The 11,411-nt window shown below is 71.5% G+C and carries 13 protein-coding genes; 6 read left to right on the top strand and 7 right to left on the bottom strand.

The genetic code is table 11. The annotated features are described in order from the left end of the window. Positions 1–167: 167 nt before the first annotated feature. A complete protein-coding gene (locus EXE47_RS17660; RefSeq protein ID WP_137708582.1) occupies positions 168–1,196 on the bottom strand; it encodes a glycosyltransferase family 4 protein in 1,029 nt (342 codons plus the stop codon). A 122-nt stretch (positions 1,197–1,318) separates the two neighbouring features. Next, positions 1,319–1,597 (bottom strand): DNA-directed RNA polymerase subunit L, encoded by a 279-nt coding sequence (locus EXE47_RS17655; RefSeq protein WP_049931324.1) that lies wholly within the window; start codon positions 1,595–1,597, stop codon positions 1,319–1,321. Between the two features lie 113 nt (positions 1,598–1,710). Between EXE47_RS17655 and EXE47_RS17650 the strand changes: the two genes are divergently transcribed. Together EXE47_RS17650 and EXE47_RS17645 are read left to right on the top strand one after the other, a co-directional pair. Then, a complete protein-coding gene (locus EXE47_RS17650) occupies positions 1,711–2,280 on the top strand; it encodes an N-acetyltransferase (RefSeq protein WP_049931325.1) in 570 nt (189 codons plus the stop codon). Then, positions 2,277–2,789: a GNAT family N-acetyltransferase gene (locus EXE47_RS17645; protein WP_049931326.1), complete on the top strand. Its 513-nt coding sequence runs from the start codon at positions 2,277–2,279 to the stop codon at positions 2,787–2,789. Before EXE47_RS17650 ends, EXE47_RS17645 begins: the two co-directional genes overlap by 4 nt. 72 nt (positions 2,790–2,861) lie before the next feature. On the opposite strand, the gene EXE47_RS17640 is transcribed toward EXE47_RS17645, so the two are convergent. From EXE47_RS17640 to EXE47_RS17625, 4 genes are read right to left on the bottom strand one after another with little or no spacing between them, the layout of a single operon-like run. After that, positions 2,862–3,509, bottom strand: a complete 648-nt coding sequence (locus EXE47_RS17640) for a 30S ribosomal protein S3ae (protein WP_049931327.1) — start codon at positions 3,507–3,509, stop codon at positions 2,862–2,864. Beyond that, positions 3,506–3,850, bottom strand: a complete 345-nt coding sequence (locus tag EXE47_RS17635) for a KEOPS complex subunit Pcc1 (RefSeq protein ID WP_137708581.1) — start codon at positions 3,848–3,850, stop codon at positions 3,506–3,508. The genes EXE47_RS17640 and EXE47_RS17635 overlap by 4 nt, the downstream gene beginning before the upstream one ends. Position 3,851: 1 nt before the next feature. Then, positions 3,852–5,066 carry an exonuclease RecJ gene (locus tag EXE47_RS17630; RefSeq protein WP_089307931.1) on the bottom strand — a complete coding sequence of 405 codons (1,215 nt, stop codon included), beginning with the start codon at positions 5,064–5,066 and terminating at the stop codon, positions 3,852–3,854. A gap of 50 nt (positions 5,067–5,116) precedes the next feature. Beyond that, on the bottom strand, positions 5,117–5,584 hold the full coding sequence (locus EXE47_RS17625; protein WP_049931330.1) for a 30S ribosomal protein S15: 468 nt from the start codon (positions 5,582–5,584) through the stop codon (positions 5,117–5,119). Between the two features lie 355 nt (positions 5,585–5,939). Here EXE47_RS17625 and EXE47_RS17620 point away from each other — a divergent pair, with 355 nt between their 5' ends. The 4 genes from EXE47_RS17620 to EXE47_RS17605 all read left to right on the top strand — a co-directional run bounded on the left by EXE47_RS17620 (position 5,940) and on the right by EXE47_RS17605 (position 10,083). Continuing rightward, positions 5,940–7,505 (top strand): Na+/H+ antiporter NhaC family protein, encoded by a 1,566-nt coding sequence (locus EXE47_RS17620; protein ID WP_086216343.1) that lies wholly within the window; start codon positions 5,940–5,942, stop codon positions 7,503–7,505. Next, entirely contained in the window at positions 7,502–7,771 is a 270-nt protein-coding gene (locus tag EXE47_RS17615) for a hypothetical protein (RefSeq protein ID WP_049931332.1), read from the top strand. Before EXE47_RS17620 ends, EXE47_RS17615 begins: the two co-directional genes overlap by 4 nt. A gap of 372 nt (positions 7,772–8,143) precedes the next feature. Next, complete coding sequence (locus EXE47_RS17610; RefSeq protein WP_137708580.1) at positions 8,144–8,827, top strand: PHP domain-containing protein; 684 nt, start codon at positions 8,144–8,146, stop codon at positions 8,825–8,827. Between the two features lie 5 nt (positions 8,828–8,832). Further along, on the top strand, positions 8,833–10,083 hold the full coding sequence (locus EXE47_RS17605) for an asparagine synthase-related protein (protein WP_049931348.1): 1,251 nt from the start codon (positions 8,833–8,835) through the stop codon (positions 10,081–10,083). 259 nt (positions 10,084–10,342) lie between these two features. Here EXE47_RS17605 and EXE47_RS17600 read toward each other — a convergent pair whose 3' ends face one another. Next, positions 10,343–11,023 (bottom strand): uracil-DNA glycosylase family protein, encoded by a 681-nt coding sequence (locus EXE47_RS17600; protein ID WP_137708579.1) that lies wholly within the window; start codon positions 11,021–11,023, stop codon positions 10,343–10,345. Between the last annotated feature and the right edge of the window lie 388 nt (positions 11,024–11,411).

Genomic DNA, 11,411 nt, shown 5'->3' with positions numbered 1-11,411 from the left:
GGGCGGGGACGAGAGCCCGTACGGCGGGGCGACCGGCAGCACGCGCGGGGTCATGGAGACCGCGGACGGCTTCCGGGTCACGCACCCGGAGCCGGTGACCGAGTTCGACGTGTTCCGGGGCGACGAGGACTGAGCGGGGCGTCTCGGGGAGAAGGGGTTCGAACGGATTACGCGACGTCTTCGTACACGGCGAGCGTGTCCTCCGCCACGTCCAGCCACTCGCGGCGCCCGTACTCCGGCGGCTCCTCGCGGTCGAGCGCCTCGATGAGCCCGTCGACGATCGACTCCGAGTCCGTCTCGACCTCGACGAGGCAGCCGTCGGGGAGCACCTCCGCGACGCCGGACGGCGTCGCGACGACCTGCGTGCCCGCCTCCAGCGCCTCCGTGATCGTGATCCCGAACGGCTCGGCGTACGAGGGCGAGACGAACGCGTCCGAGGCGGCGTAGTAGTCGCCGAGCTCTGCCTCGGGGACGTAGCCGACGAACTCGACCCGGTCCTCGATGCCGAGCAGCTCGGCGAACCGCTTCAGCTGCTCGGTCTGGTGGCCCGACCCGCCGACGACGAGCGTCACGTCGCGGCCGCGGAGCTTCTTGGTCGCGTACAGGAGGTGCGAGATCCCCTTCTGGTCGGTGTGGCGGCCGACGAAGAACAGCATCTGGCCGTCGATACCGAGGTCCTCGCGGACGTCCTTCCCAGAGAACTGCGGCGTCGAGAAGCCGTTGTACACGACCCGCGAGTCCGCGTCGTACAGCTCTCGGATGTCCTCGCGGACGATCTCGCTGACCGCGATGTTGGTGTCCGCGGCGTTCGCGAGCCGGCGCTCCGTCTCGACCTCGCGGCTCGGCGGGTCGATGTTGCGGTCGCTCGCCAGCGAGTGGAACGAGGAGACCCACGTCGCGTCGGACTCGCGGGCGGCGGCGCGACCGGGCCCGTACCCGAACCAGTCGTGGGTGTGGATCACGTCGTAGTCGGGCGCGAGTTCGGCGAGGCGGTCGGAGAGCTCCCCGACGCGCGCCGCGACGTCGCCCTCGCCGGTCTCGACGGGTTCGAGTCCCGGCTCGTCGTCGGGCGCGAACTCCGCCGGCAACACCAGCGCGGCGTCGACACCGAGTTCGTCGCGGAGCCCGGTGAACAGTTCTCCCACGTGGACGTCGAGCCCGCCGGTGATGTTCGGCGGGTACCCCCACCCCAGCATGAGTACGCTCGGCGGCATACACCCCCGTTTCGGGAGTCGGCACTTAGGTATGCCCCTCGCAGCGCGCAGGGGACCGGAAAACGGAGAGCGGAAAGAGGTCCGTCCGCGGTCAGACCGCGCGGTCAGGCCGCGCGAACCGCGTCGCGCAGGGCGTCCGTGCGCTCGGTGATCGACTCGGCGGCGTCCCCGAGCACGTCGAGCGGGTCGCCCTCCTCGGCCTTGACGGTGAGGACGGGTTCGGTCTGGCCCCCGGACTGCTCGGGATTCATGTCGTAGGTCGCGGCCGCGACGTCGTCCGACTCCAGCAGGGCGCCCTTCAGCACGTTCATGAACGTGTGATCCTCGCCCGCGATCTCGATGTGGAGTTCCGTGTCGGTCTTCTCGATGACCCGCAGTTCCATACCCGAGAGGTCGAGCGAGCGGCGTTTCAAGCTTTCGTCTCCCGGATATCGCCGGATGCGGACGGGTCGCACGCGGCCGGAAAACACTTCTCTCGCCGACCGAGTTACCGGGTATGTCCGGCGATCGACCCGCGATCCGACGGCTGCCGTCCGACGAGGAGGCCCTCCGCCGCTACGCGGCCGACCTGTGGCTCCCGTACAACCGCGACCTCGCCGACGCCGTCGGGGCCCACGACCTCGCGGACTGGCCCGAGGAGCGCTTCGTCGAGCGACACGTGGAGTTCGCCCGGAACCAGCTGGACGATTCGGGAAGCCGCGGCTGGGTCGCCGCGACCGCCGCCGACGGGGCGGCCGACGCCGCGGTCGACCCCGCGACCGCCGCCGTGACCGATCCCGACCTGGACCTCGTCGGCCTGCTGATGACGAGCGTCGACGCGTGTCCCGACCCGTTCGATCGGCCGGACCGGCTGGTGATCGGCGAGATATACGTCGCGGCGCCGTACCGCGGCACCGGCCTCGCGGACCGGTTCGTCGAGCGCGCGGTCGCCGACGCCCGCGACCACGGCTGCGGGCAGCTCCGGCTCGACGTGGACGTCGACAACGAGCGAGCCGTGGCGTTCTACGAGCGGACCGGGTTCGAGGAGTACCGCAAACAGATGACGATGGCGGTCGATCCGGAGTGACCCCGACGATCAGGCGGCTCCGGCGGGGCGACGTGCGACCGCTGGTCGAGGACCTGTGGCTACCGTTCGCGCGCGAGATGGCGCGGCTCGCCGACCGGAACGCGCTCGCGGACGACGTCGACCTCGTCGCCGCGGGCGTCGAACACCGACGGGACAAGCTCGACGACGACGAGGCGGTGACGTGGGTCGCCGTCGCGGACGGCGAAACGGGCGATGACGCCCGCCTCGTCGGCTACGCCGCCGCGAGCCCCGAGTCGTCCGCACCCGTGTTCGCCGCGGGCGACCGACTCCACGTGAGCGAGCTGTACGTCCGGCCGCCGCGCCGCGGCGAGGGTATCGGGCGGCGGCTGCTCGACCGCGCCCGGGGGGCCGCCGCCGACCGCGGCTGCGAGCGCGTCACGCTCGACGTCGACGTCGAGAACGAGTCCGCTCGCGGCTTCTACGAGGAGTGTGGCTTCGAGTCGGCGCGGATCCGGATGGCCGCCGACACGGCGTCGGACGCGGACTGACCCGCTCGGTGACGGCGCGGCCGCTCGGGAAGAAATAAACGCAAAACGGGGCCGCGTCGGGTGGACGAGCCGTTACTCGTCGGCGTCGACCGCGACTTCGTCGGCGTCGACGTCGACGGCGGCCTCCTCCTCGGCGGCGACCTCGCGCGGGCGCGCTTCGAGGGTGAGCTTCTGGACCTCGACGCGGCGGAGCGGGTAGATCTCCTTGGCGTCGCCGTAGATGGCCGACGAGAGGTTCCCGTCGACGATCGCGTCGACGAACGCCTCGAAGGTGCGCTCCTCGGCGGCCGCGTGGACCTTGTCGATCATGACGCGGCGGATCGCCTTCTCCTGGGACCGGTCGGCCTTCTTGGTCGTCAGGGCGACGGGCTGGACGCGGATACGGTAGTCGTCCGTGGTCAGCACCGTGATCGACGCCTCGACCTTCGAGGCGCCGCGGCGGACGAGCGAGCGCAGGTAGTCGCGCGTCAGCTCGTACTTGATGAACTCGGTGTACGCCGAGTCGCTGCCCACGTCGGTGATCTTGAAGGTCAGCTTCGTGTTGTTCGCGTTGGAGTCGCCCGTCAGCTCGTCGAGCGTCGTCGTGATCGTGCGGCCGACGACCTGCTGGGGCTCCTCGGCGAGGGTCTCGCCGAGCTCCTGTCGGTCGAACTGTTCGGGCGCCAGCACGGAGTACCAGCGCTTCTGTTCTCTGCTCTTGGATACGGATCGTTCGCTCATGTGTCGGTGTGTGTGTCGGTGTCGGTCGTCTGTGGTTCGTCTGTGGAGTCGAGGGTGTCGGCGGAGTCGGCGTCTGCGGCGATATGCGACCGAGCGCGCTCGACCACGCGGTCGGCGACGCGCAGGTTCACGAGGTGGTCGTCCAGCGTCGACTGGAGCCCGCCGGTGGTCGGTCGCGCGACGGTACAGGCGACGGCGTCGCCGTCGACGCGCGTGCGCATCGAGTCGGTCTCGTCCGGCCCGACCACGGCCGCGACGGTCGCGGCGTCGGCGTGCGTGGTCCGAACCGTCGCGGTCCGGTCGGCGTCGTCGCCGGCCGTTCGGGGGGCGTCGTCGGACATCTCAGATCGCCTCCCGGAGCGCGGCCAGCGCCCCCGTGATGTCTGCGTCGCCGGGTCCGGCGGTCTCGACGGCGATCCCGCCGCGAGCGGGGGTCCCCCAACCGTCGCCGCCGACCTCGTCGGCGGCGGTCCGGCAGGCGTCGCCGAGCCCGATCGGCTCGACGGCAGCGGCCGCGAGCCGGCCTGCGCCCTCGTCGAGCGCGACTGCGACGGGTTCTGGTGACCGGAAGTCCCGGACGAGTCGGGCGACCGTCGGCAGGACCGCCGGCGCCGCGTCGACGCGGGCGACGACGCAGCCGTCGTACCGGCCGACCGTCGCGTCGTCGAGCGCCCGGTGCGCCGCCAGTCCGTGGCGGTGCCAGGCGTCGAGCGCGGCCGTCCGAAGCGACGGAGCCGGGTCGCTCGCGAGCGCGAGCGCGACCCCCGTCCCGGGCGCCTCTCGGGCGAGCGCGTCGAGCACGTCGGCGTAGCCGCCGACCGTCTCGAAGGGACCGTCCGTCGCGTACGGACGGAGCGCGCGCTCGACCGCAGCGGCCGCGCGCTCGCTCGTATCGTCGCCGTCGACCGCGTCGACCGCGACCAGCGACGCGAAGCGCCGGCGGTCGTCGGCGTCGGGGTCGGCGGACAGTCCCAAGGGATCGAGCGCGTCGCGCGCCCCATCGGGGTCGCCGGAGTACCGCGTCGACGCGAGCGTCGAGGCCGCGAGGGCCTCGGCCCGCGAGGGGGCCGCGTCCGCGCCGTCGGTCTCGTGAGCGGCGCGCTCGCCGCCCGAAACCGGGAGCGCGACGCCGGGCCGCCGCTCGACGCGGCCGGCCCGCTCCGCGGCGTCGAGCGCGTCGCCGGAGCCGTCGGCGCCGGGGATCGACCCGGCCGCGACGACGCCGGCGAGCGCGACCACGGGGTCGGGTTCGACGCCGAGGGCGCGGGCGACCGCGAAGGCGGCCGTGCTCGCCGGTCGTCCCGTTCCGGGGATCGCGTGCGGGCCGCGGTCGACGCCGACCGTTACCGCGACGCCGTCGTCGACGTCCGCCGGCACCGGGTCGCGGTCGACCCGAGCCTGGAACGGCGTGCCCGTCGCTCGGAGCGCTCGCGCGAGCAGCCCGGCGGCTGCCAGCGCGTCGCCGTCGTCGGTCGCGACGAGCCGGACGAACGGCGCGTCTGCGAGGACGCCGGCGAGCGCGTCGGGGGCGGGCGTGGCGGACGTCGCTTCGGTCATGTGTGGTGTGTCGGTCGGGATCGGTCGCTCGGTGTCGCCGTGCTAGCCGCTCACTCCTCTAAGAGCTCGACGGCGTTCTCGTAGGTGTACGTGAACTCCTCATCGATCTCGTCGCCGCGGTAGTAGTTCGCGAGGCGGCGGATCTTCGACTCCGTGTTCTGGAGCGCGCGCTTGTTCTGGTGGTCCTGCCCGTTCTCCGCCATGTGCTCGCGCAGGCGAACCGCCTGCGACATGAGGTTGCGGAGGTCTTCCGGTATGTCGGCGTCGGCGTCGTGTTCCTCGAGGATCTCGGTGACCTTCTTGCCGGTCGCCAGCTTCACGTCGGGGACCGGGACGCCCTTGACGCCCTCGTCGCGCAGCTTGAGGCCGATGACGCTGGGGTCGTGGCCCTGCTCCGCCAGTTCGACGACGCGGGACTCGATGTCCTCGGCGTCGACGTCGCTCCACTCCGGGGTCTCGTCCGTCGCCGGTTTGTCCGAACCGGACGAACCGCGACGGCGCGTGTGCATTCGTGCCATTGTCTGTCTGGTTGGAACGGCACAACCGCAACGTGACCGCGACTCCGCGCGGCGCGGCTACGGATCGCTCGCGGAGCGAGCGCTCCGACCGGACGGTCCGCGCGAGCGGGCCGCCCGACCGCGACGCCGGAGGCGTCGGCGCACTGCTACATTCCCAAGCCGCGGGCGAAAGGGCCCCGGCGAGTCGGATCTGCAGCTGTGCTGTTCCCGTCAGGACGGTCGCCGTCGGGGGTCTTAAGCGTGTTCTTGTCCCCGCGTGAGGCGATTCCGTCGGGCGAACGCTCCCGGTCCGTCTGACGGAGCGCACACGGGGATTTACGTGAGCCGTCGGTCTCCGAAAGTGTGTGAGAGATAAATGACCGACACGACAGCGGGGACCCCGGCCGCGACCGACGGCGGTGACCCCCCAGACGGCAGCGACTTCGGCGTCGGCGAGGAAGGGAGCGACGACCCGCGGATCGAGTTCCGCGGGGGGAAGTGGGCGAGCACCCTCCCGCTCGTCTTCTTCATCGCCTGGGCGATCTTCCAGAGCGGCGTCCTCGGGATCGGTGACACCAACGGGCTCGTCGTGGGCGCGTTGGTCGGAACGACGCTCGGAATGTTCCTCGTCCGCGGCGACTGGAAGGCGTACGCCGACACGATCTTCGAAGGGATGACCCAGCGCGTGGCCGCGACCGCGATCGTCGCGTGGCTCTGGGCCGGGATGTTCGCCCAGACGCTCCAGGCCGGCGGCTTCGTCGAGGGGCTCATCTTCGCGGCCGACGCTCTGAACGTCGGCGCGTCGACGTTCCCCGCGGCCGCGTTCATCCTCTGCGGCCTCCTCGCGACCGGGATCGGCACCGGATACGGGGCGACCGTCGCGTTCGTGACGCTGTTCTTCCCGGCCGGCGTGCTCATCGGCGCGAACCCCGTGCTGCTGTTCGCCGCGATCCTGTCGGGCGCCGTCTTCGGCGACAACCTCGCGCCCGTCAGCGACACGACGATCGTGAGCGCCGTGACTCAGGACGCGGACATCGGCGGGGTCGTCGCCTCGCGGTTCAAGTACGCTATCGCGGCGGCGGTCCCGGCGTTCGCCGCGTACCTGATCGCCGGCTCGGCCATGGCCGGCGTGAGCCTCGAGGGCGCCGTCGCGCTCCGCGAGTCCGCGAACGCCCTCGGACTAGTCCACCTGCTCTCGATGGGAGTCGTCATCGTCACCGCGGTCGCGGGCCGTCACATCGTCGAGGCGATCTCGTGGGGGCTGGTCGTGGCGGTCGCGTCCAACCTCCTGTTCGGGCTGTCGAGCGCGAGCGACATCGTCGCCTTCACCGTGACGGAGGCCGGGGCGCTCTCCGGGCTCCCGGTCGTCGAGGTCGGCGAGACCGCGGGCGTCGGCGGGAGCCTCTACACGGGCGCAGTCGGGTTCTTCCCGCTGATCGTCCTCACCCTTCTCATCGTCGCGATGGCGCAGATCATGATCCGCGGCGGCGGCTTCGAGGCGATCCAGACGTTCCTCCTCGACCGCGTCGCGACGACCGTCCGCCGGGCGGAGCTGACGATGGTCCTCGGCACCGCGACGATCAACGGGATGATCACGATAAACACCGCGGCGGAGATCGCGATCGCCCCGTACGTCGCCCGGATCGGCGAGAAGTTCAACATCAACGGCTACCGGCGCGCGAACATCTTGGACGCCAACACCTCCGCGCTCGGCTACATCTTCCCGTGGGCGGGCGGCGTGTTGGTCGGGTACCAGGTGATGGTCGGGCCGGACGGCCTCGGGTCCCAGTACGGCCCCGAGATGGTCGTGAACCCCATCGAAGTCGTGCCGTACGTCTTCCACGGCTGGTTCCTCGTGGCGATATTCATCATCGCCGCGATCACCGGCTTCGGGCGGGAGTACATCCCCGACCGCGCCTCCGAGGAGGTGTCCCGCGCATGAGCGTCTTCGACAAGTTCCTCGCCGGGTGGTCGTTCCGGGGATCGACACCGGACTACGCGGCCGGGGACGCGATCGAAGTGATGGTGACGGGCGAGTCCGACGGCGGCGTACACGTCGCGCGCATCGGCGACTCGACGCTCCGGATCGAGGGCGCGCCCGGGGACGCGGTCGACACTCGGGTCGTCGTCGACGTGGAGTCGTGGGACGAGTCGAGCCACACCGGGCGCGCGACCTATCGGAAGACCGTAGGCGGGAGCGCGTTTTAGCTAGCACTCGGTGGTTGCGGGTTCTTTTCATCGGTTCCACCGTCCGTACATAAACAACCGAGGGCGGACCGGTGGCGAACGCCGCCAAAGCCCCGCCGCGAGGACTCGCGCACAGCACCTCACGCCTCCCCAGCCCCGTCGCTCACTGCTCGCGGTTTCACCGCTCGCAACCGAGGTGCTCGCCTCGCTCGCACATCGCACCGTTCGCGACTCCCTCGCGCGTGCGACTCGCGCCCTCCGGCCGCTCGTCGGCACGCGCCACCGTAGTTGCTTTTAGATAACAGATCGTCGAAATGGGGTTCGATCGCCGCGAAGCGGCGTGAACCGGCGCGGACCGGGGCGCTTTTCATCACCACGCTCGAACCGTCGGGCGTGCTATCGGTCGAGCTCCACGCGCACTCCGCGCTGTCGTACGACGGGCGCGACCCGGTCGACCTCCTCTTGGAGCAGGCGGCCGCGGTCGGGCTCGACGCGCTCGCCGTCACCGACCACGACGAGATCGACGCCAGCATCGAGGCGGCCGAGAAGGCCCCCGACTACGGGCTCGTCGGCATCGTCGGCATGGAGGTGACCTGCGCGGTCGGCCACGTGCTCGCGTTCGGCATCGACGAGCGCGTCGAGAGCGGCCTCCCCTTCGACGAGACGCTCGACCGGATCCGCGACCAGGGCGGGATCGCGGTCGTCCCCCACCCCTTCCAGAAGTCCCGCCACGGCGTCGCCGCGCACGTCAGCGACGAGCGGCTCGCGAGCGCGGACGCGATCGAGGTGTACAACTCGCGACTGTTCACCGGGCGCTCGAACCGACAGGCCGAGAAGTTCGCCGTCCGCAACGGGCTCCCGATGACCGCCGGCAGCGACGCCCACATCTCCGAGATGGTCGGGCAGGCGGTGACGGAGGTCGGCGCCGACGAGCGCTCCGCGGACGCGATCCTCGACGGGATCGCCGACGGGCGGACGAGCGTCGTCGGCAAGCGCACCCCGTGGCGGGTCTCGCTCCGGCAGTTCGGCGGGGGCGCCAAGCGCCGCGCGCTCCGCGCGCTCGACGTCCTCCGGTGACCGCGATGACGGCCCCTTCCTCGTCCGACCTCCGCGGCGCCCCCGCGGACCGCGTCCGTGCCGCGCTCCGCGACGGCGACCCGCTCCCCGGCGGGTGCGGCTTCGCCGGGCTGCTGGCCGAGCCGCCGAGTTTGGACCCGCGGGACCGCGACGGGCCGAACCGCGACGGCCCGGTGCTCGTCCGCGATGTCCTCGGCCGACAACCGCTGTTCGTCGAGCGCGAGGCGCTCGATCCGGGGACCGCCCGCATTCCCGCGGCGACCGACGCGTGGGCCTTCGACCGCGGCGCGCTCGCCGATCCGGAGCCGGTGCCCGCGGGGAGCGTGGTCTCGGCCGGCGGTACCGAACGCGTCTGGCGGCTTCCCGACCCGGCTCCGACCGCCGATCCGGAGGCCGCGCTGGCGGCGGTCGACGGCGCGGTGAGCGCGGCGCTCGAGGACCTCGCGGCATCAACTCGGTCCGGGGGAGACGACGAGAGCAGTGACGGCAACCTCGCGGTGGCCTTCTCCGGCGGCGTCGACTCCGGCCTCGTCGCCGCGGCCGTCCCGGAGGCCCCCTGCTACGTCGCCGGCTTCGAGGGGAGCCACGACATCGCTGCGGCGCGCGAGGCCGCGAGCGCGATGGACCGCGACCTGCGCGTCGTCGAGGTGACGCACGACGACCTCACGCGAGCGGTCCGCGCGGTGGCGGCCGCGACCGGTCGCCGGAACCCGATGGACGCGTCCATCGCGGTGCCGCTGTTCATGACGGCCGAGGCGGCCGCGGCCGACGGGTTCGATCGCCTCGCGGTCGGACAGGGGGCCGACGAGCTGTTCGGCGGGTACAGCAAGGTCGTCGACCCCGCCGAGGACTCCCGGGTCGACGCCGACACCGTCCGCGGCGCCCGGACCGAGACCGTCCGGACGCTGCCCGATCAGCTGGAGCGGGACGTGCTCGCGCTCCGCGCCGCGGGGGTCGAGCCCGCGACGCCGTTGCTCGACGACCGTGTCGTCGGCGCCGCGCTGGCGCTCCCGGACGCCCTGCTCGTCGACGGCGACGAGCGGAAGGTCGCGCTCCGCCGCGTCGCGAGCCGGCGGCTGCCGGAGTCGGTCCACGCCGCGGAGAAGAAGGCGGTCCAGTACGGCACGTACGTCTCCCGCGAGCTCGACCGGCTCGCGCGGCAGGCGGGCTACAAGCGGCGAATGGACGACCACGTCGGGAAGTACGTCGAGGCGCTGTGTAGCGAGGAAAAACCGGCCGGTGAGGGCCGGGACTGACCAAGTCGCCGCGGGGAGTACCAGTCCTGCGGCCGACGCCCGATCGGTCGGGCGTCTACTCACGGATCGGCGGGACAGGTATAAAATCCGGATAGTAGTGACAAATATGACACCCTCGCGGCCGCGATAGAAAACGATCGGCCGCAGATGTGAGCGATTACTGCCGGATCGCCGTATCGGTAGCGCGCTTTGCCGGGGAAAGTTCACGTCCATCCGGACGGGGGAGGCCGGGTCGCGGGCTCGGCGAGCGATCGCCGCGTCAGCGGACGAGGTACGGGTCGCTGCCGGCGATGAAGCGACCGAGGTCGCTCTCGCGGCGGAAGTCGGTTGACCGGAGCTCTCGGAGCGAGTCAACGAGCCGATCGGCGTCGCCGTCCGCCCAGTCGGCGGGGTCTTTGATCGGGACGACGAGCCAGCCGGCGCCGAGCAGTTCCTCGCCGTGGAGCCCGTCCATGTCTATCTCGGTCTTTCGAGCCCGGGCGGTGTAGGTTTCGAGGACGTGTTCGGTCGCCCGCGCGCCCACCGGGAGCAGCACGTGCGCGGCGATGGCGCGGAGCTCCGCGTCGAAGAACCGCTCCATGTTGGCGTAGGCGGCCTCGTCGGGCGGCGCCTCACCCGCGCACATGTGAAGGTACGAGAGGAACGTTCGGCCGGTTCGAACGGGGTCGACCGCCGTCGGGTCGCCGTCGCGCGCGACGCCGTCGGGGGCGACTCCCTCGGCGACACCCGCGATCAGTCCGGCGTCCGAGAGCGCCGACAGGAACGCGGGCGACCACGCCTCGCCGGTGAACGGGACGCCCGCCGCGGTCCCGCCGTGGACGCCCGGGCGGTCGCCGACGACGTGGAAGTCGGCGTTGGCGTCGCCGTAGCCGGGGACGAACGAGGGGCAGTCGGGGCGCATCCCGAAGGGGTTCCGGATCCGGTCCGTGACGTTCTGCACGGGAGAGGGTAGGCGCGCAGGCCGTTAAATCCCGTTCGGTCCGGCGCGAGCGACTCGGGGACGCCCCGCGGCGGCGAGCGAGCCGATGCGAGGCGCACGAGGCGACGAAGATCCGCATAAGTTATGAGAATAAACGAGGTCAAACCGGGCTGGGATACGCGTCGATCGACGCGGAACGAGAGATATTTTAGGATCGTTAATCAATAACCGGAAACCGCAAGACAGCGTCGAGGTGTCCTCGGCGCGGCCCACGGAAGATATTTAGTACGTGTTTACCCCGGAGTCTCGACAGCCGGCACAGCGTGAGCCCGTGAGATCAGTTCATTGTTACTGACGGCTCGACGAAGCTCTTCGTATGGATTGCGTCCCTGCTGGCGCCACGTCGCCA

The sequence above is a fragment of the Halorubrum sp. GN12_10-3_MGM genome (genome assembly GCF_005435235.1).
GTDB classification, from domain to species: Archaea; Halobacteriota; Halobacteria; order Halobacteriales; family Haloferacaceae; genus Halorubrum; species Halorubrum ezzemoulense.
Note: the sequence above shows the minus strand (reverse complement) of the source record. Positions and strands in the feature narration are given on the sequence as shown.

Bases quoted from the DNA above. Each gene is read 5' to 3' on its own strand.
- EXE47_RS17660 (WP_137708582.1), bottom strand. From the start codon at position 1,196: ATGCTGGGGTGGGGGTACCCGCCGAACATCACCGGCGGGCTCGACGTC.
- EXE47_RS17655 (WP_049931324.1), bottom strand. From the start codon at position 1,597: ATGGAACTGCGGGTCATCGAGAAGACCGACACGGAACTCCACATCGAG.
- EXE47_RS17650 (WP_049931325.1), top strand. From the start codon at position 1,711: ATGTCCGGCGATCGACCCGCGATCCGACGGCTGCCGTCCGACGAGGAG.
- EXE47_RS17640 (WP_049931327.1), bottom strand. From the start codon at position 3,509: ATGAGCGAACGATCCGTATCCAAGAGCAGAGAACAGAAGCGCTGGTAC.
- EXE47_RS17635 (WP_137708581.1), bottom strand. From the start codon at position 3,850: ATGTCCGACGACGCCCCCCGAACGGCCGGCGACGACGCCGACCGGACC.
- EXE47_RS17630 (WP_089307931.1), bottom strand. From the start codon at position 5,066: ATGACCGAAGCGACGTCCGCCACGCCCGCCCCCGACGCGCTCGCCGGC.
- EXE47_RS17625 (WP_049931330.1), bottom strand. From the start codon at position 5,584: ATGGCACGAATGCACACGCGCCGTCGCGGTTCGTCCGGTTCGGACAAA.
- EXE47_RS17620 (WP_086216343.1), top strand. From the start codon at position 5,940: ATGACCGACACGACAGCGGGGACCCCGGCCGCGACCGACGGCGGTGAC.
- EXE47_RS17615 (WP_049931332.1), top strand. From the start codon at position 7,502: ATGAGCGTCTTCGACAAGTTCCTCGCCGGGTGGTCGTTCCGGGGATCG.
- EXE47_RS17605 (WP_049931348.1), top strand. From the start codon at position 8,833: ATGACGGCCCCTTCCTCGTCCGACCTCCGCGGCGCCCCCGCGGACCGC.